The sequence below is a fragment of the Vibrio sp. 99K-1 genome, assembly GCF_013114585.1.
Lineage (GTDB): Bacteria > Pseudomonadota > Gammaproteobacteria > Enterobacterales > Vibrionaceae > Vibrio > Vibrio chagasii_B.
This window is the reverse complement of record NZ_VTXF01000017.1, coordinates 88188-108581: the sequence shown is the minus strand read 5'-3', so window position 1 is coordinate 108581 and position 20394 is coordinate 88188. Positions and strand designations below refer to the sequence as shown.

At 43.7% G+C, this 20394-nt stretch carries 16 protein-coding genes; 9 read left to right on the top strand and 7 right to left on the bottom strand.

The window, feature by feature from the left end; translation table 11 throughout:
- Nucleotides 1-110: 110 nt before the first annotated feature.
- Nucleotides 111-2498 (bottom strand): YgiQ family radical SAM protein, encoded by a 2388-nt coding sequence (locus tag F0228_RS14660; protein WP_171762393.1) that lies wholly within the window; start codon nucleotides 2496-2498, stop codon nucleotides 111-113.
- Between the two features lie 237 nt (nucleotides 2499-2735).
- Here F0228_RS14660 and F0228_RS14655 point away from each other — a divergent pair, with 237 nt between their 5' ends.
- Together F0228_RS14655 and F0228_RS14650 are read left to right on the top strand one after the other, a co-directional pair.
- Nucleotides 2736-3416: a hypothetical protein gene (locus F0228_RS14655; protein WP_061032823.1), complete on the top strand. Its 681-nt coding sequence runs from the start codon at nucleotides 2736-2738 to the stop codon at nucleotides 3414-3416.
- A gap of 97 nt (nucleotides 3417-3513) precedes the next feature.
- Nucleotides 3514-3714, top strand: a complete 201-nt coding sequence (locus F0228_RS14650; protein WP_004741624.1) for a DUF4250 domain-containing protein — start codon at nucleotides 3514-3516, stop codon at nucleotides 3712-3714.
- A gap of 117 nt (nucleotides 3715-3831) precedes the next feature.
- On the opposite strand, the gene F0228_RS14645 is transcribed toward F0228_RS14650, so the two are convergent.
- Nucleotides 3832-4743, bottom strand: coding sequence for a LysR substrate-binding domain-containing protein (locus F0228_RS14645; RefSeq protein WP_008219852.1), 912 nt, complete (start codon nucleotides 4741-4743; stop codon nucleotides 3832-3834).
- Between the two features lie 281 nt (nucleotides 4744-5024).
- Here F0228_RS14645 and metE point away from each other — a divergent pair, with 281 nt between their 5' ends.
- Entirely contained in the window at nucleotides 5025-7370 is a 2346-nt protein-coding gene (gene metE, locus F0228_RS14640) for a 5-methyltetrahydropteroyltriglutamate--homocysteine S-methyltransferase (protein WP_171762392.1), read from the top strand.
- A gap of 115 nt (nucleotides 7371-7485) precedes the next feature.
- Here the strand turns inward: metE and F0228_RS14635 are convergent, their stop codons facing one another.
- The 5 genes from F0228_RS14635 to F0228_RS14615 form a co-directional block, all read right to left on the bottom strand.
- Nucleotides 7486-7881, bottom strand: coding sequence for a GspS/AspS pilotin family protein (locus F0228_RS14635; protein ID WP_017069993.1), 396 nt, complete (start codon nucleotides 7879-7881; stop codon nucleotides 7486-7488).
- Nucleotide 7882: 1 nt separating this feature from the next.
- Nucleotides 7883-8179: a YciI family protein gene (locus F0228_RS14630; RefSeq protein WP_004741234.1), complete on the bottom strand. Its 297-nt coding sequence runs from the start codon at nucleotides 8177-8179 to the stop codon at nucleotides 7883-7885.
- Between the two features lie 196 nt (nucleotides 8180-8375).
- Nucleotides 8376-8774 (bottom strand): acyl-CoA thioester hydrolase YciA, encoded by a 399-nt coding sequence (yciA, locus tag F0228_RS14625; RefSeq protein ID WP_004741235.1) that lies wholly within the window; start codon nucleotides 8772-8774, stop codon nucleotides 8376-8378.
- Nucleotides 8775-9038: 264 nt separating this feature from the next.
- Entirely contained in the window at nucleotides 9039-9620 is a 582-nt protein-coding gene (locus tag F0228_RS14620; protein ID WP_105057354.1) for a septation protein A, read from the bottom strand.
- Nucleotides 9621-9729: 109 nt separating this feature from the next.
- Nucleotides 9730-9978, bottom strand: a complete 249-nt coding sequence (locus F0228_RS14615; protein ID WP_004741237.1) for a hypothetical protein — start codon at nucleotides 9976-9978, stop codon at nucleotides 9730-9732.
- A 550-nt stretch (nucleotides 9979-10528) separates the two neighbouring features.
- Here F0228_RS14615 and F0228_RS14610 point away from each other — a divergent pair.
- From F0228_RS14610 to F0228_RS14585, 6 genes are all read left to right on the top strand, one after another.
- Nucleotides 10529-14803, top strand: a complete 4275-nt coding sequence (locus F0228_RS14610; RefSeq protein WP_171762391.1) for a transporter substrate-binding domain-containing protein — start codon at nucleotides 10529-10531, stop codon at nucleotides 14801-14803.
- Nucleotides 14804-14817: 14 nt separating this feature from the next.
- Nucleotides 14818-16014 (top strand): EAL domain-containing response regulator, encoded by a 1197-nt coding sequence (locus F0228_RS14605; protein ID WP_061032818.1) that lies wholly within the window; start codon nucleotides 14818-14820, stop codon nucleotides 16012-16014.
- 116 nt (nucleotides 16015-16130) lie between these two features.
- Complete coding sequence (locus F0228_RS14600) at nucleotides 16131-17750, top strand: methyl-accepting chemotaxis protein (RefSeq protein ID WP_171762390.1); 1620 nt, start codon at nucleotides 16131-16133, stop codon at nucleotides 17748-17750.
- Nucleotides 17751-17762: 12 nt separating this feature from the next.
- Nucleotides 17763-19013 carry a hypothetical protein gene (locus F0228_RS14595; RefSeq protein WP_171762389.1) on the top strand — a complete coding sequence of 417 codons (1251 nt, stop codon included), beginning with the start codon at nucleotides 17763-17765 and terminating at the stop codon, nucleotides 19011-19013.
- An 11-nt stretch (nucleotides 19014-19024) separates the two neighbouring features.
- Entirely contained in the window at nucleotides 19025-19420 is a 396-nt protein-coding gene (locus F0228_RS14590; RefSeq protein WP_171762388.1) for a phosphate ABC transporter substrate-binding protein, read from the top strand.
- 307 nt (nucleotides 19421-19727) lie between these two features.
- Complete coding sequence (locus tag F0228_RS14585) at nucleotides 19728-20309, top strand: TetR/AcrR family transcriptional regulator (protein WP_061032814.1); 582 nt, start codon at nucleotides 19728-19730, stop codon at nucleotides 20307-20309.
- Nucleotides 20310-20394 lie beyond the last annotated feature (85 nt).

The following is a 20394-nucleotide window of genomic DNA, read 5'->3' as shown; positions in this document are numbered from 1 at the left end:
GCTTTCTCAAAAGTCACGTCGCTTTAGATTTACCAACGAAAGATACAAAAAGCGCAGCTAAACAGCTGCGCTTTGTGTTTTTATGTTCGCGAATGGTATCTGTTTACATACTAGCGTTGTGCAGTTCGTTGACGGTTCTTTCCGTTACCAGCCGGCTTTCCACCTTGGCCGTTACCGCCTTTATTGCGGTTTGGTTTGCCGTTTCCGCTGCCAGTGCCTTGTGATTGACCACCAGGCCCTTTCTTGATGAAGCCAGTTGCTGGTTTACGAGAGTTCCCATTACCGCCACCGTTACCTTGGCCACCATTGCTGTTACCAGTAGGTTTCTTACCCCCTGGTTTTGGCTTATTGCCACCAGATTTAGAGTGGTTACGTGGCTTCTCACCGCCTAAACCCGGTTGAGATTTGCTGTGTTTAGTAGCAAAACGTTGTGAACCGTGACGACCAGACTTGCGACGCTGCGCAGGTGTTTGGGCATCAAAGTCATCCTCAGGAACCAAGCAACCTGGTTTATCACCAATTAGGTGTTTTTTACCCATGTCGATCAACGCTTCACGGATCAGTTTCCAGTTCTCTGGATCGTGGTAGCGAAGCAGTGCTTTATGCAGACGACGTTGACGGTCACCTTTTGGCACGGGGATATCTTCACGTTTTTTGTATTTAACGCGTTTCAGAGGGTTTGTCTCTGAGTAGTACATCGACGTTGCGTTACACATTGGCGATGGGTAGAAGTTCTGTACTTGGTCACATTCGTAGTTGTGCTTTTTCAGCCACAATGCCAGGTTAAGCATGTCTTCATCTTCTGTGCCCGGGTGAGCTGAGATGAAGTAAGGAATTAGGTACTGTTTCTTACCGGCTTCAGCGCTGTACTTCTCGAACATTTCTTTGAAACGATCGTAAGTGCCCATACCCGGCTTCATCATCAGATCCAGAGGGCCTTTCTCAGTATGCTCTGGAGCAATCTTCAAATAGCCACCTACGTGGTGCGTTACAAGCTCACGCACGTATTCTGGTGATTCAATCGCTAAGTCGTAACGAACACCGGAAGCGATCATGATCTTCTTAACACCTGGTACTTTTCTCGCTGAACGGTACAGGTCGATGGTGTGTTTGTGGTCTGTGTTTAGCTTCTCACAGATTTTCGGGAACACACACGATGGACGGCGACAGTTCACTTCTGCTTTCGGGTCTGAACAACCTAAACGGTACATGTTCGCCGTAGGGCCGCCCAAGTCAGAAATGGTACCAGTAAAGCCAGGTACTTTATCTTTGATGTCTTCGATCTCATCCAAGATAGATTCTTTCGAACGGTTCTGGATGATACGACCTTCATGTTCTGTGATTGAACAGAAAGAACAACCACCAAAACAACCACGCATGATGTTTACCGAGGTTTTGATCATCTCGTAGGCTGGAATCTTTGCTTTGCCGTACATCGGGTGAGGTACACGCTTATAAGCAAGGCCAAACACGTAATCCATCTCTTCTGTAGCTAGAGGGATTGGTGCTTGGTTAACCCAAAGCTCGCGGTCACCGTGACGTTGAATCAAAGCACGGCCTGAGTACGGGTTTGTCTCTAGGTGTAAGATACGGCTTGCGTGAGCGTAAAGAATACGGTCGTTGTTAAGCTTTTCGAACGCAGGTATACGAACCGCTGTTGTTTTCGCATCGTGACGAGAAGGGCGAATCGTAATTGGCTGCGCCTTTGGCTCTTCATCTTTTTTGGTATCGCATTGCGTTTCCACTTCGTACGGGTTTACTGGTACGTAAGCTTTATTTGGCTTTTCGATACGAGAAGAGTCGATGATCTTGTAACCTTCAGGTGCAGCAGGCAGGTTGATTGCCGTACCACGAATATTGGTGAGGTTAGAGATCTCTTCACCATCAGCAAGGCGGTGTGCCACTTCTACTAGTGCACGTTCTGCGTTACCAAATAGCAGGATGTCCGCTTTTGCATCAAACAGTACAGAGCGACGAACTTTATCCGACCAGTAGTCGTAGTGAGCTACACGACGCAAGCTCGCTTCGATACCACCCAATACGATTGGTGTGCCTTTATAAGCTTCACGACAACGCTGAGAGTAAACCAGAGTTGCACGATCAGGACGCTTACCACCTTCGTTATTTGGCGTGTATGCATCATCGTGACGTAATTTGCGATCAGAGGTATAGCGGTTGATCATGGAGTCCATGTTACCCGCGGTGATGCCGAAGAATAGGTTTGGTTTACCTAGCTTCATGAAGGCATCTTTATTGTCCCACTTCGGTTGAGCGATGATGCCCACGCGGAAGCCTTGAGCTTCAAGAAGACGGCCGATGATAGCCATACCAAAGCTCGGGTGATCAACATAAGCGTCACCAGTTACAATAATAATGTCACAGCTATCCCATCCAAGAGCATCCATCTCCTTTCTACTGGTAGGCAAAAAGGGTGCAGTTCCGTAGCACTCGGCCCAGTATTTTTTGTGTTCGTGAATAGGAGTGATATCGCTGTACATATTTCGACCTCTGATTTTTGAGGCGGGAATTATAGCGGCATGCGCCCTGACTAGCCAGTAGAACATGCCCCTGTTAGTTCTGATGTCTTTCGTCATTTTGCTGATAAAAACAACAAAAGAGCCAAACAACAGCATAGTTGAAGCCTTGAATAACGTCGCTAATTTGTGATTTTGATTAGTGTTCACAGCAGTTTTTGATATTATTCGCGAAAATAAGTCTAGATAAGTAGATCCACAATGGTCGAAACATTATTACTGCAATTTGCTCCAATGTTATTAGGAGCTCAACTGATCTTAACCCTGATTCTGGTGAAGGGAGATATTTGCCCGGGGCAACGTGGTCGTATCCACAAAATGTTACCTGCGATTGGCGTACTTTGGTTAGCCGTGGCTTCAGTGAAAATTGAGGCATTTCTTGTCGTTTTCGCAATCTTTTATTTCTATTCTCAAGTTCAGACTAAGAAAACACGTGATTCGGGCCCGATTTGGGTGATGTATCTGGCGTGTGGTTTAGCGTTGTCTTACGTTGCTATCCAAGCATTTGAGCAACCAACCGTTGTAGGTATTATCACGACATTATTGTTGGTGGTTTTATTGGGCGCGGCGTTTGCTCATCTATTACTGACGATTGCAAGAACGCGCTTACAAGCGTTTCACCGTGTGCTGCCTGTTGTCGGTGTATTGACTGGGATGCTGGTAGTACTTGCGACGGTTGTGAATGTTTACTCGCTTTCTGAAGCTCAGTTAGAGCCTGTTATCTCAGCATTGCTGTTTAGCTTTGCGCTGCTTATCTCTTCAATCGTGGTGTGGTGTTGGCACCTACTGTTTGTTAAAACGCCAGAGAAGGTTCAGCTTACTGTGTCATTACTGATGTTGTTAGCCGCTGTCGTTGGCCTAACACCAATTTGGGCGCTGTAATTACCCGTTTGAGTTAAGAAGTGTGATCTGTTTTTTAGCGAGAGGCGAGTTAGCGTTCTAAACTTAATCTAGTCAGAGTGTTCGTAAGGAGTACGAGATGGATTTAAGCAACGTCAAAAGCCTAGATAGCATTATTTTGCTTGGAATAGTGAATGAAAAACTGCGCTTGGAATGCGACAGTTTTGAAGAACTAATTAGCATGTATGAAATGGATATAGAAAGTGTCGTGGGCAAGCTAGACATGCTTGGCTATCAATACGACCCACTGACGAATCAGTTTAAGTCATACGCAAGATAGTCTATTTTTCGCGATTGAACAGATATCGTAAGATAAGCGTTACTGAACCTAAAAAGTCACAGGTAATCTGTGACTTTTTTGTTTTTGTACTTTGTGTTGATCTAATAACCGATATGGTTAAACGACTTCAATCCCATCCAAGTGGCTCTTACTCTGCTGCCTTGCAGTGCTGAAGAATGCTTGCAGATAACGTTTGTCTTTCTCTGAGTTTCTTACCGCAGCGAATAGCCTTCTTGAAAGCCCTTTACCCAGAGGCTTACTAGCAATTAATCCCTGTCTTGAAAACTCGCTGATTGCCCAGTTTGGCAAGGCTGCGACCCCTAACCCTGCTGATACCATTTGCACTAACATCAAGGTGTTGTCTGCCTGCTTCCACTTCTTAGGTTCAATACCTGCAGGTTGCAAGAAGTGTTTCACCACATCTAGACGCTGCTTTTGAACTGGGTACGAAAGCATCGTGAGATCGCTAAGATCTTGCGGATCAATGCTTGGTTTCTCGGCCAAAGGAGAGTTAATCGCCGTGATCAAACGCATTTCGAAATCGAAAAGTGGCTCATAGTGGATCTCAGAGCGAGGTTGAATGTCTGAGGTGATCACTAAATCCAACTCGCCGGCCATTAGCGCGGGTAGCGGTTCAAAGCCAAAACCGGACGAGAAATCTAGAGTCACGCTTGGCCAAGCGACTTGATACTCTTTCAATGCAGGCATTAACCATTGGAAGCATGAGTGACACTCGATCGCCATATGCAGACGGCCATTCACGTCCTCTTTGAGGCTCGCCAACTCATTCTCTGCTTTAGCGATTCTTGGTTGAATCTCATCAGCGAGCTTAAGCAAGATCTCCCCCTCTGAGGTGAACTTTACTGGCCGAGTTTTGCGCAGGAACAACTGCCCACCAATACGTGCCTCTAGATCCTTCAATTGATGAGAAAGCGCCGACTGAGTCAGGTGTAGAGAGGTCGCTGTTGCTGTGAGCGAACCGCTATCTCTCAAGGTCGTCAATGTTCGCAGGTGTTTAAGCTCTATCATGAGTATTCCTCATATTCCCTAAGCTAATTCAATATTTCTTAATAATCACCCTACGGGGTTTTTTATCATTTGTAAACGTCTAGATGTCCAGATGGATTTAACTATATTCATCTCTGACTCGCTGATGATGAATATTTTTAATAAACAAGATGAATATTTGGACGTTGTTCAGCGATTCGATTCGGTAGATAGTTTAGCCATCCAGACGCCTTTTTATGAAAGCAAGAACACAATAGGCAATCTGAAAAGATACTAACAATTATTGAATAAGGAACAGGTTCATGACGACAACAACGCATATTCTTGGCTACCCACGTATCGGTGAAAAGCGCGAACTGAAATTCACACTCGAAAAATACTGGCGTGGTGAAATCAACCAATCAGAACTCAAACAGCTAGGTAGCGAGCTGAGAAATCGTAACTGGAATGTACAAGCTGATGCGAATCTTAGCTTTGCAACTGCGGGTGACTTCGCATGGTACGACCATGTACTGACAACGACTTTGCTATTGGGGCATGTACCAAAGCGTCATGCTGGTGGTAGCGAAGAGGAGAAAGCTTTTCCTGATTTAGATACCTTGTTCCGAGTGGGACGTGGGCAATCACAAGTTGAAGCTGCTTGTTGTGGTGGGAAACACGCTTCTGAAGGCACGAACAACGGTGCAGCGGCGTCAGATATGACCAAGTGGTTCAATACCAACTATCACTACATTGTTCCTGAGTTCAGTAAAGATGATTCGTTTGAGGTGAGCTGGCCACAATTGTTTGATGAAGTGAATGAAGCCGTTCAAGCAGGGCATAAAGTGAAACCTGTCCTTCTTGGTCCACTGTCTTACTTGTACTTAGGGAAAGAGGTAGAAGAGGGCTTCGACCGCTTAACCTTGTTGCCCCGCTTGCTGACTGCCTACCAAGCGATTTTGGCGAAGCTTGCCAAGTTGGGGGTTGAGTGGGTTCAAATTGATGAGCCAATTCTTGCCCTCGAGCTTGAAAAACAATGGGCTGATTCATTTAAATTGGCATACCAAGTTATTCAAGGGGAAGTGAAACTGCTATTAACCACGTACTTCGATTCGGTGACAGATACTTTAGACAAAATCGTCAAACTACCGGTTAACGGGCTGCATATCGATCTAGCTGCAGCGCCACAGCAGCTTGATGAAGTCGTTAGTCAATTACCGGCGGAGTGGGTGTTGTCTGCTGGTGTGATCAACGGACGCAATGTTTGGCGAGCAGACTTAGCGACTCAACTAGCGAAACTGCAACCGGTGAAAGAGAAGTTAGGCGATAAGCTTTGGGTGGCGAGCTCATGTTCGCTGCTACACAGCCCGGTTGATTTAGAGCTAGAGGATTCGCTTAGCAACGAAGTGAAAAGCTGGTTTGCTTTCGCGAAACAGAAAGTGACGGAGGTGAGCTTATTGGGTGCCGCGCTAGACGGAGATCAAAATGCCATCTTAGCGTGTGAGACTTATAGCCAACCGATTGTTGCTCGGAAAAGCGCGACACACGTAAACAAGCCGCAGGTACAGGCTCGTATTAATACAATCACTAAAGCATTGGCAGAGCGTAGTGCCCCTTATGCAGAACGCGCTGCACACCAGTCTGAAGTGTTGGGTTTACCGTTGTTACCAACCACAACGATAGGTTCGTTCCCACAGACAGGAGAGATTCGCGTTCAACGCAGCGCGTATCGCACCGGAAAATTGAGCGAAGCGGAATACACGACCGCACTAAAAGGTCATATTGCCGATGCGGTGAAGCGTCAAGAAGCACTTGATTTGGATGTGTTGGTGCATGGTGAAGCCGAACGTAACGACATGGTGGAATACTTTGCTGAAAACCTAGCAGGCTTCCAAACCACCAAGTTTGGTTGGGTACAAAGCTATGGCTCTCGCTGCGTGAAACCTGCGATTGTGGTCGCGGATATTGAGCGTGAAAAACCGATGACGGTCGAGTGGACGACTTATGCACAATCTCTGACATCTAAGCAGATGAAAGGCATGTTGACTGGCCCTGTGACAATTCTGTGTTGGACCTTCCCGCGTGAAGATATCTCGCGTAAAGAAATTACGAATCAGTTAGCGTTTGCATTACACGATGAGGTATCTGATTTGCAAGATGCAGGAATCAACATTATCCAAATCGATGAACCAGCTATTCGTGAAGGCCTGCCGCTTAAAAAGCGTGACCATGCAGAATATTTAGAATGGGCGGTAGATGCTTTTAAGATTTCAGCGGCAAGTGCTAACCCAGAAACTCAGATTCATACGCACATGTGTTACAGCGAGTTCAATGAAATCATTGATTCAGTGGCCGCATTAGATGCTGATGTGATTACTATTGAGACGTCTCGCTCGAACATGGAACTGCTTAAAGCGTTTGAAGAGTTCAACTACCCGAACGCGATTGGCCCAGGTGTTTATGATATTCATTCACCAAACATCCCATCGCTGGAGTGGATTATTAGCCTGCTTAAGAAGGCGGCGGAAAAAATACCGGCAGAGCGCTTATGGGCAAACCCAGATTGTGGTCTTAAAACTCGCAATTGGGCAGAAACAGAAGCAGCACTGACTAACTTAGTCTCCGCGACTAAGGAATTGCGTAAAGAGTGGGAATCTGTTGAGGCATAATTTAGTCTAGGATTTTGATTGTTTAATAAAACAAAGGCCTCGCAAATGCGAGGCCCTCTAGTTTTATACTTGTTCGAATCTCGAATCTCGAATCTCGAATCTCGAATCTCGAATCTTAATTAGCGCTCTGGCAAGTATCTTTGCTTATCAGCTTCTCAACCATCAGTTGTCCGCGTGTGTTGCGGATCTTGATGTTGTAAGCCAAGCCCATATCTAGGTTTGCTCTTACTTCTGAGTTAGTACAGTAGCTATTCACACTCATATCGACAACTTGGTTTAAAGGCTTAGCACCTTTAGCATCTTGGTTGTAGATCATCATGATTTCAATCACGGTGTTTTTTGCTAGTACTCGCATAACAGACAGTGGGCCATACTCAATAGGTAGGCCTGCAGATAGCACGCCAGCACGATGCTGCGCCATCATCTCGAGTTGTCTTTGTTGGTCTTGCTCACTTGAAGCACAGCCTGCAAGCAGGATCGCGGCCAGTGAGCTAATAATCCATTTTTTCACGTTAAAATACTTTCTTGAATGGTTTTACGATGACATTTTGGTAGACACCAGCGTCGATGTACGGATCTGCGTCTGCCCATGCCTGTGCGTCTTCTAAAGAGTTAAACTCAGCGATTACTGTTGAACCTGTGAAACCAGCTTCGCCAGGGTTATCTGAATCAATCGCTGGCATTGGCCCCGCTGTTAATAGGCGGCCTTCATCGTGAAGTGTTTGTAGGCGTTCTAGATGTTGTGGGCGAACACTGAGGCGTTTTTCTAATGAATTTTCGACATCTTGAGAGAAAATCACGTACCACATATTGGCATATCCTTATTTTACTTCACTGAATTTGGGAGATTATAAAATAGCTATCTTGCTAATTTACGCGAACTAATTGGTATTGGAAGAGCTAATGATAAGAAATTGTGAATTGGTGCGAGAGACTTGTATGGTCTTTAGCGATTTCATTTGCTGAAACTAAAGACCACAGATACGTATGACTTAGTGAAAAGTACTATTTCTTGATGGTTCGAGGCTTGCCACTTTCATCAACGGCTACGTAGTTGAACGTTGCACCACATACCTTGTAGCGGTCGCCAATGCCGTGATCCAGGACCGGCTTAACCCAGACTTCTAGGTCGATATTCATCGAGCTGCGGCCAATCTTTGTGCAGTCACCATAAACACATACCACGTCACCAACGGATACGGGCTGCTTGAATTCAATGCTCGAAACCGACACGGTAACAATTTTGCCGTTAGAGATTTCTTTCGCCAAGATGCCGCCTGCAAGGTCGAGCTGAGACATTATCCAACCACCGAAGATTTGACCTGCTGCATTGGTATCAGAAGGCATCGCTAATGTGCGAAGAAGTAGGGAACCAATTGGGTTCAAAGTTGATTGAATCGTCATTGTTGTACTCTTGGTGGTATTGATTATCTAAATAAAAATAGAAGTGTTGGTTGGTGAAGCGCATTGGCAAACGAGCGCAATGAACAACAGAGATCAGATAGCCAATAATTTAGTGCGATTTACATTAAATAATAGGCTTTATTTTGACCAGTTTCCGCAACACAAAAAAGCTAACGGCCAATGATCACGAGTATCATTGGCCGCTAGGTATAGCATATTGACAAGAATTGTAACAAAAACGGAATGAGGACTCACCCCTTGGGGTTACTTCTTGTCAGTATTTTTATCAGTTAGCTCTTGCTGCTCTTTTTGGAGCTGTTGATCTTTTGGTAAATGCTTATAGATGTAGACGCCCGTAAGCAGCGTAAATAGTAATGTTGCTATTAGCAGGCCAAACACCTTGAAGTTAACCCACACATCCAATGGTAGGTTAAAAGCAACATATACGTTGATGATTGCGCATAGAGTGAAGAAGAATGTCCATGCCCAGTTGATCTTGCCCCATACCGCATCCGGAAGTGTAATCTCTTTACCCAACATGCCTTTAATCGCAGGTTTACCCATTAGGTGGCTTACGGTTAGGCCAATAGCGAATAGAGCGTAAACGATGGTGACTTTCCACTTTATGAAGTTGTCGTCGTGCAAGAAGATGGTCATTCCACCAAATACCGCAACCATCAGAAACGTTATCACCTGCATTTTTTCTATTTTTTTGTAGATGAAGTACGTCAAAACGATTTGTAGTGCAGAAGCGACAATCAATGCCCCAGTAGCCGTATAGATGTCGTACATCTTGTAAAGCGCGAAGAAAATGATGAGAGGGATGAAATCAAGAATTTGTTTCATATGGACTGAATATCCGGTTAGTTGAGTTATCGACAGTCTAACCAAAATTGCCTCGATGCAAAACAGCTCGAGACAATTGGGTATTAATCTGAGTAAAGCTGGCAGAATTTCAACGCATCGATGACGTTTGGTAGCGAGGGATCAGCTTCTTGATATCTTCTAAATAACCTTCACTCTTCAGATTGTCTAAAGTGTTCTCCAGCTCTTGTTCACTCATCGCGAAGCACGTGGATTTTCCTGTCGTTAGGTCAAGATACTCGTGATATTCGCGCTCAGTAAAGTGGCCGACTCTGTCCATTAGTAGGGTTTTAATTCCATGGTGAATTAAGCCGTAATACGTATGTCTTTGTAAGGTCATAGCCTATCCTCCGTGACAAGCTGCAGTGATAATAATTAGTGCAACCTGCTGTATATTGGTTGGGTTATCTATGACAAAGCAAATCAAATGCCATTTTGTCTAGTTTTCCGGAACATTTCCCGTGCCATCCTGAAATAATCTTCTTTTCAGATAGTTAAAAGAAAGTGTTCTCGCTTCTCACTGAAACAATACGTAGCTGGCGGATAATAGTTTTATTTTGAGAGGCATTTTTCGCCTTCAATTTGAGAATTAATGTGCTGTTGTTGAGTCCAACTGATTCGTTCCCATATCGAAAAGCTTTTGTTTTATGGGTATTAGGCTTTTGGTGATTCGCTAATTGAGATTTGATTCATGTGTAAGCTGGAGAGTTTCAATTTGAGAAACTAATGATGGTAGAAGGTTGTTTTTTGTATCGGTATGCGAAAACTCTTACTGTGTTGTTGTGTGGTGAGCTTATTAAACAGTATCCATATTTTGTTTAACGCTACTTGCTGAATGGCTGTGAACTTGACGTTATAAAGTACGCTGCTGCTATAACGTCAGGTTTATCATGTACCGTATCTTTTTCTTTCAGTTAATTTCTTTGATTACATTGGTGTTTTTCGCATCACAAAAAGCACAAGCTGATGAATCAATTCAACTAGGAATTCAAATCTCAGATTTTGCTCCTTATGCTCAATTACAACAAGGAGAGGTTTCGGGCTTACTGCCTGACTTAGTTGATTTCTACGTGAAAGATGGACTCGATGGTGTGGAGTTTGTTGGTTACCAGTCACCGTCTGAACTCAACAATATGCTAAAAACGGGTGACGTGGACGCCATCATCACGGCAGAGCAAAATGTTTCAAGTGGTGGCGTTATCTACTCGAAACCGATCTTGTCGAGCCGAATGATCAGTTTGAGCAGTGAACCTATTGAGAGTCATTTGCTCATGAAAGGGCGTAAGCTTGCTTACTTTGAAAACTCGAGTAATGCATCGTCTGTGAAGTCCTTACTTCCGTTTTCTTCATTTGAATCATATTCATCATATCAGGATGCGATAGCCGCTGTTGCGCGTGAGAAAGTGCTCGCAATTGTGGATGATGGCGTGTTGTTACACAGTAAGCTGATGAATAGCCCCTATGACGCATCACTGTCTGTGAATTTGCATGATGGCTTGCCTCTGAATAACTACGTTATTGCTTTACTTGATACTCCTGAGAATAGGAAGCTATTGAACATCATCAATACTTCAATTAAACAAGATAAGCCAAATCAAATCGTTAATATCCATAAGAAATGGTTAAACGAAATACAAAGACGTTTACTATTGGTTGTTAGCAAAAATAAGTTGTTATTGACAGAAAAAGAGCAGCAATACCTATCATTGAATCCCAATATTTATGTGTCCTACATTCGAGATTCAAAACCTATTTCATTCGTGAACAGCGAAGGGCAGCCTGATGGTATCTCGATCGATATCTTGAATGAGATCTCTCGACTTACGGGGCTAAACTTCATTTTTGAAAATGACTTTGGTATCAAAGGGAACGATTTACATATGGTTTCTCTACCGCTGATCCATACCAAAGCGACTCCCTTTGCTGGTGTGGATGATCGTCACCTTTACTCGAAACCTTTTATGGTTGAGCCGTGGGCGCTGATTGGTAAAAGCGACAGTAACAAGGTCGATGTGTTTGGTGAGCTTTCTCAGAACGCTATTATCGGTACTACTGACGATAGCGTTGGTTCCCAATTGGCTAAGCGTTATTGCGAAGCTTGCCCAATAAAAAAGTATGACTCGGTTGAGCAAGTGTTAGAGGCGGTTGATAAAGGGCAAGTTGACTCTGCAATGCTCTCTTTATATCTCGCATCACCGCTTCTTCAAGGACAGTATTCAGGGTACTTGCGAGTAATTAGCCTGCTTTCTAAAGACAATGATGTGCCAGTTGCATATAGCGTGGAAGCTAACCAAGAGATATTAGGTAACATCATCAATAAGGCGCTTTTTGCGATTCCACATCATAAATTCCAGCAGATTAAAAAGAATTGGTTAGATGTTTCTTACGAATCTGGAGTCGACACTAAAGATGTGATTCTGGGTGCTGCCATTCTTATTTCTGTCGCATCTGTTCTTATTATGGCAATCATGGCATGGAGCTGGAAATTAAGCCGTGAGGTTGAAGATCGCAAGCGTGCTGAGTCTGCGTTAAAGCATCAAGTCGAGTTCGAGCGTTCACTACTTAATGCAATGCCGTTTCCAATTGTGGTACGTAACCTAGATAACCAACTTGTGAGTTTCAACAGTGTGGCTAGGGCGCTAAAGGATTTTGACTTAATAGAAGAAGCAATCATTAACAATCCAGACGAAGACGCCATGATCCACAAAGGGAATGTTTTGCCTCGTTTGGAAAAAGAGGTGGTCTCGCCATTTGGCAGTAAGCACTACGCATATTGGAAGTGCCCGTACATATCCAATGGAAGTATCGAAGGTTCAGTAACGATTCTCGATGATTTGACTGAATTGTATGAAGCGAAAAAAATCGCCAAAAGTGCGGATGACCGCGTCCAAAAACTCGCGAACAATTTACACGGTGCGGTGATACAACATATCCAGCCTAAGCGAAGCTTACACGATATCGAGTTCGTATTTATCAGTAATGGAATTGAAGAACTTCTTGGGCTGACGCCTTCTCAACTACGTCGTTCTCCTACGAGCTTCTTTGCGCCGCTAAATGCGAAAGACCGCCGTACTCTGATTCGAAAAATACGTTGTGGCAACAAAGATGGGAAGTTGAGTTTGGATATTGGCGTCAATATCGAAAATCAGAATCGTTGGCTTAACCTACAAAGCAAAATATCCGATCGTGGTGATTATTACGAATGGGACTCTGTACTGACGGATATTACCGAGCTAAAGCAGCAGCAAGAAGAGCTCACTCAGGCAAGGCAGAGTGCGATTGAAGCAACAGAAGCGAAATCGAGATTTCTAGCCAACATGAGTCATGAGATCCGAACGCCTCTTGGTGGCATTGTGAGTTTGCTAGAGCTTTCCGAGCAATATGAAGTGGGTCATGAAGTACAAAAGATTCATACAACGTTAAGCCAGTCCGCTAATAACTTATTGCACATCGTTAACGACATCCTTGATTTTTCTAAAATTGAGGCAGGTAAGCTGACTTTGGATTACCAGCCTGCAAGCCTTGATACCTTGACTCTTAGGGTGACTCAACTGCAAGCAAGGCAGGCGCATGCCAAAGGGTTGCAGTTCAAGTTCTGGCTAGACCCTGAGTTAAAAGACTCGGTATTGATGGACGACATCCGCCTCGGTCAAGTACTGAACAACCTGTTGAGCAATGCAATTAAATTTACTGAGCATGGAACTGTTGGTTTGACGACAAAGTTAGTAAGTCAAAACGATGGCCAGCAACAAGTCTGTTTTGAAGTTTTCGATAGCGGAATTGGTATTAGCGAAGAGCATATCCGAAACCTATTTAGACCTTTCGTGCAGGCGGATGAAGGCACCACGAGAAAGTATGGTGGCTCGGGTCTTGGATTGACTATCTCAAAGCAATTGATAGAGCAAATGGGCGGGACGCTGAACGTGACTAGTAAGATGAACTTAGGCTCAACATTTACTATCTCGGTACCTCTAGCATCACTTGATGATAACCAGTATCAAGATATGACAGGTAAAGTCGCTTTGCTCACCAAAACCTTCATGCAGCATCAAGAGTTGGAGAGCTATCTGACATCTTGGGGTATTAAGGTGATTACAAAGAGCGTGCAAACCACGAAAGAGTTAGCGCATTGGCTAGAGACCATTGAGCCTGGCTTTGTGTTCGTCCCTCATGAGCTTGCTCAGGCTATTAATACTCCTGATGAGAACGTGAATTTTATCTGTCTAAGCGAACATGGGATGCTTTCGCCTGCACCTTGTAAGTTAGGTTGGAATTTATCGGCAAACCCATTACTCCCTTCACAGCTAAGACATTGCTTGAGTAATAATCCAACCTTTATCGAAGAAATAGTAAAGGAAGAAAACAACTTACGATTAAGCACCGAATCACGCGAATCGGCGATGGAAAATAATAGGCTGATACTGATTGCGGAAGATCACCCAATCAACCAACAGATCATTATTAAGCAGATAGAGCAGCTAGGTTTTCATGCCGATATGGTGGACAACGGTAGAGAAGCGCTAGCGGCGCTCGATAAGCAAGACTATGGCTTACTTATCACAGACTGTCATATGCCTGAGGTGGATGGCTATGAGCTAACGAAACAGATTCGTTCGAAAGAGCAAAGTCAGAATATACCTCGATTGCCTATCATTGCGCTGACAGCAAACGCCGTTAAGGGTGAAAACGACAAATGTTTTGAGATTGGCATGGATGACTTTTTGTCTAAGCCTACCAAGCTCAAAGTGATTGGTGACACGATCAATAAACATCTTATGAAAGGCACACCGGCTGTTAGCCAGTTAGCGGCCAACGATACGAGTGTTGAACCTAGCCTTACGCCTATTGATATTCAAAACCTGATGGAATTATTTGGAGATCAGGACCTCATCGAGCAGATCATCAAGGATTTTATTCAGAGTCACTGCTCAGACTTGCCTTTGTTACTCACTGCATGTGAGAGCGAGAGCCTCGATGAGATCAAACAAGTTGCCCACAAAATGAAAGGTGCAGCGAAGATGGTTGGCAGTACTGAGATGGCTGACCAACTGCAACAGCTAGAAGACGCCTCTGCAAACCATAGAGGTGGGTACTTAGAGTATTTCCATGAAGTGGAGCGACTAACGCAGAAGTTACAAAGCTTCTACTCCACGTATGCTCAATAGGCTGAGGGAACACTATGGATAAAAATATTGTTGTAATCGAAGACCACCCCTTTCAGTTGAATGTCATGACCATGGTATTGAACAGCTTGAGTGTCGGCAAGGTTCATTCTTTCGAGTGTGGGTGTAAGGCGTTAGACCACATTGAACAGTCTTCGGTCGACCTAATATTGTGTGACCTCAATATGCCAATGATAGATGGGATCGAATTGCTAAAAAGGTTAGCTAATTTGAACTTCAAGGGCAACATCATCATAACGAGTGCTGAAAACCAAACCGTGCTCGATGCCGCTAGTAAAATGTGTAAGGCATTTAATCTCAATTTAATGGGGGTATTAGAAAAGCCGATTGATCGTGCGCGGCTGCTAGAGCTAGTAAGCAGGGACACTAAAAAAGCAAAGTCGGCTTCAAGTTCAAATCGAGATATCGTGATCACTGATGAGGACATCGTAAAGGCTGTCGAGAACCATGAGATGGTTTTGCACTATCAACCCATCGTTTGTATTCACACGGGAGAATGGAAGGAGAGTGAATCTTTAATTCGTTGGCAGCATCCCCATTATGGTGTCCTTAGTCCATTTTTCTTTTTGACGCGTCTCATTGACTCAGGGTTAATGTTGAATGTATTGAAGCAGTTGCTTGATCAAGCGATTAACGATCAACGTTTCCTATGCAGCCGCAGGTTTGTTTTGAACTTAACAGCGAAAGATATGATCGACGGTGAAATTGTCGATTATATTTTTAAGCTTATCGATTACGGTAGGTTAGATGTTGAACAGATCAAGCTTGAGTTAACGGAGTCCGATTTAGTTGAAAGCGTTGCACTTGCTTTAGCGTCTACAACAAGAATATGTATGCGTGGTATTCCTCTCGCGATTGACGATTTCGGAACGGGTTACTCCTCACTGAAACAACTCGAGGATCTGCCATTTTCTGCATTGAAACTGGATATCGACTTCGTTAAAAACATCCAGCAAAGCCGCTCTAGTCGAGCAATTGTGAGAGCTTCACTTTACCTCGCTAAATTATTGGATTTAACAACCGTAGCAGAGGGCATTGAAGATATATCAATTTGGAAAGATATACGTTCAATGAGTAATAAAGACACACTGGCTCAAGGGTATTTTATTGCGCGTCCGATGCCTGCTGATCAACTGCCTGAGTGGAAAAGTAGCTGGGAAAAGAAAATAACCGAGTTCAATTTACTGGCGTAGGGGTAATAGGGGAGCCATTTAAACATAAAGTGATATTTGTTTAGTGAATATGTTCACCGATAAAAGTGAACTGGCGGTAACATAATTATCAATTTGCGCTAATTCAATAGAACCTTATGCTACTGTCTCGTTATATCAATATAAAAGTACAATTCGTCGTTCTTTTATCTATTATCTCGCTCAGTTTAGCGGCGATAATTACCATCAATGTTTTTATTCATCGCGATAATAGCCAACGACTAACTCAGTTAGAAATAAGTTATTACCCTGCATTAGAGCACGCCACTAAAATTCACTCGCTGTTGCCAAATGTTCAACAGCAGTTCGAAGCCGCTGTGATCATGGAAGATGAGCAGGCTCTCGACTATGCGCGCCAAATATCTTCTGAACTTCAAGTTGAAGCAAGTAAAGGGGCCAATGTTTTACCTTCACAGGCGCAAGCATTTAACAAGGTGTCGAGCTCGCTAAAAAAGTACACGGACTCCGCGTACGCGTTAAGTCTAGATTTTATTAACTTGAATGACTCCTTCGCGAATCTCACAGCAAGATCGAATACGCTCACTGCTGAATATGATTCGTTACTCGCGGCAAGTGAAATGCTGCGCTCGTCAGCGAGTCAAAATGTCGTAAATACCATATTGCACTCAGAGAATGCCGCAAACGACGCTGCTCAGCAGTCAATCTGGCTTGGCGTTTTATTTGTTTTGTCTGTCTTTGTAGTGGGCTATGCGATTTTCAAATCTGTTATCAGTTCAATTCTGCTCGTCACTGAGAAAATGCAAGCGATCGCAACGGGAGATGGTGATTTAACCGTACGCATCGATTATTCCGGCAAAGACGAAATAGCAACCCTTGTACAAAGCGTTAACCAGTTTATTGAGAAGCTTCAAGGGATCATTGCAAGCACGTTGAGCATTGGGCAGGAGCTTGAGGTTGTGAGCGACAAAATCCGCAGTGAATCCAATCAAACCTTAGCGTTGAACAGCACCCAACGTGACCACATCGAAGAAGTGACTGACGCAGTTAACAATATCATTGCTCTTATTGAACAAGTGGTTGGCTTTGCATCACATGCCGATTCACAAGCTCAAAAGGCCAATGCCAGTGCTCAAACGGGTACCCAAGTCGTTTTGAAAACAAGCCAAGAGATCGAAGAGCTTGCCACCAATATTCGCGATACCGCCGGAAAATTAAAAGAGCTCGACCAAAATGCCAGCAATGTGGGCTCAATCCTCAGCACGATTCAAAGCGTTGCCGAGCAAACCAATCTGCTGGCCCTAAACGCGGCGATTGAAGCAGCTCGAGCAGGAGAGCATGGGCGCGGCTTTGCTGTTGTGTCTGATGAGGTACGTGTACTCGCTAATAACACCCAACAATCAGCAACCGAGATTAATGCCTTACTCGGCGAGCTTAAGTCGGGTTCGAATGCGGCGGTAGGTGCAATGGACCAAGGTCTCGCAAGCTCCTCTCAAGCCGTTGGAGATGCACAAAACGCTGGTGATTACCTATTAGAAATTAGCGGACAGGTTGAAGAGATTACCGAGCTGAATCGTCAGATAGCGAGTACCACTGAACACCAAGCTCGTGCTTCAAAACAAATTCATACCCATATGGATGATTTTAGACAGTGCTCTCACCAAGTGTCTCAGTCTACCGATCAACTAGAAGCTCTGAGCCACCAGTTGAGTGGCATCGTGACAGAGCTGAGTAAATCAACATCACAATTCAAAGTATAACGGAGAACAATAATGACTAACTCCCCATTTCGCTTATTGCCTGTAGCAGTGGCGCTTGCGGCATCGTTTGCTGCACATGCTTCAGATGAGCAAAAATTGGCCGAGCTAGAGAAAAAGGTCGCTATCCTTGAAGCGAAAGAGCAAAACTCAATTGCTGATAAATTTAGTTTCAATGGTTTTGCATCTTTGAACATGCAACTAGGTAATCAAAACCACGGCTTCATGAAGTCGGAGAATAAAGTACGTTTTGATGAAGGTTCTTTGTTTGGTTTACAAGGTGAGTTCGAAGTTAATGAGTCAACTTCAGCCGTTGTTCAAATGGTTGCTCGTGGTAACAAAAAAGAGAACTGGTCTCCAGATATTGAGTGGGCATTCTTAAGCCACAAAGTGACACCAAACTTAACGGTTCGTGGCGGTAAATTACGTTTGCCACTGTTCATGTATTCTGATTATCTAGAAGTGGGTTACGCACAAGTTGGTGTGCGAGTGCCGAATGAAGTGTACGGCTCAGTAGTGCTTACCTCTCTAACGGGCGGTGACTTCATTTATGATGTAGAGCTAGATGACAGTACTCTTTCATTCCAAGGCTTTGCCGGTTCGCAGAAATTGTCGGCATCAAAGCATAGCTACAATGCTGATACACAGTTTGATGACATTGCCGGTGGTGTAGTTAACTGGACTGATGATACTTGGACGCTACGTGCTGTGTACGCACAGTCTGTGATCGGCTCTTCAACTAACTGGAATGTAAACAGCAAGCCGGTGTTGAATTCAACGTTTGATGATGAGAAAGCGAAGTTTTACGGTGTTGGTGGTCGATACGAAAACGGCAACCTAATGCTGGTTTCAGAAGTGACGCGCACAACCGTTGAAGGTTTTTACTACGATGTAGATGCAGCTTACTTAACAGCAGCATACCGTCTAGATGAAGTAACGCCTTACATTACCGTGTCACACATGGAAACGCAGGACGATGACGAGCGAAATGCAGAAGCTAACCGTCAGCTTGCAAATGTACTTCAAAACCCAACCAGTGCGTCTGCGAAATACGCATACGGTTCAGCAAAAGCATTAGCTGATAAGCTAAACACACAGCGCACAACATACAGTGTTGGTGCTCGTTGGGACTTCCTACCGAATATTGCGCTAAAAGGTGATATTAGCTACCTAACTGGCTTTGGTTCAACGAATGGTGGTGTAGCGTCGGAATATAAGAACGACGATAACATTTTGTACACTGTAAAAGTTGATGCGGTATTTTAAGGAAGAGAATCATGTTGAGAAAAACATTAGTAGCCGCTGCTCTTCTTAGCAGCATGAACGTATTCGCTGGCCTCGTTGTCGTTGGTAACCCTGCTATGTCTGAGCTTGACGCTTCAACGGTTAAGAAGTTGTACTTAGGAAAAGCGAAGTCACTACAAATCGAAGCGGTTGATTTGGAAGACGGACATCCAAAGAAAGGTGAATTTCACCAAGCTATTACTCAAAAAACCGAAGCGCAGCTGCAAGCATACTGGGCAAAACGCGTATTCACGGGTAAAGGTCAACCACCTAAGGCTGTTGGTCAGGAGAGCCTAGCGAAAGACATGGTTGCTAGCTCGACAAATACGATTGCTTATATCGATGAATCTTTAGTCGATAGTTCAGTTAAAGTGATTTTAAAACTTTAATTTTATATGTGGCGCTCAATATGAGCGCCACTCTTACATTGGCTTACGTTTAAGCTGATCGTCCTTACATTTAAGATAGCTAGCCTTACTTAACCCTTACGTGATATTGCTTAGCTATATGTTATTGTTTCTTAGAGCAATTATTCAGTTTGATTTTAATTACATTATTTAAAACACACATGAAATTTAGATTTCTAAGTTTTGATTATCTAACGGTGTACTAAATGTGTGTTTTTTCATATTGAGATTGTTTCTTAGAGTTATAAAATGTGCGGTAAATGTAAACAAGCGGGTGGGATATAATCTGATGCCAAAAGAAAAAAGAGAAGAAATATTAAGTGCAGCAGAAAAACTATTTATTTCTCAGCCTTATAATAAAGTATCAATTCGCTCTATTGCCAAATCTGCAGGGGTAAGTCCTGCTTTAATTCTTTATTACTTCAATAATAAAGAACAGCTTTTTGATCAGCTCATTGAAGAGCATACAAATCGATTTAAGGAACAGTTTTCAAAATATCAAAGAGTAGAAGGGGTACAGCTACAACAGTTAATCTCAGAGCTTATTGAGTTTTGGGAAAGTGCGCCAAATATATTTTTATTATTCACCCTTGGTGGTAACTCTTTTAATCACGATAATGTTCAAAGGTTGAAAGAATCTAAGTTCGGTTTCATCTATCACAAAACTCTTGAAAACCTCCTTTATTTAGTTGATGGCTGTAACGAATCCAACTTTCATTATTATCAGATGCTGGTAAGTTCACTGGTCTCTCAGCCTTATTTAGAAACAAGACAGCAAAAGTACAACTCTGAGAGTTCGACGTTTAACTTGATGCACTATCAAGAAGTTATCGCGAGCTTGTTTAAAGAAGAGAATAGCTACGCATACTGAGTGACGCGTAGAGCATCAAAAACATTGAAGCCTCCGAATTTAGCTCAGCAATGATCTTATCTTAATGACCCGTCCTGATATGGGT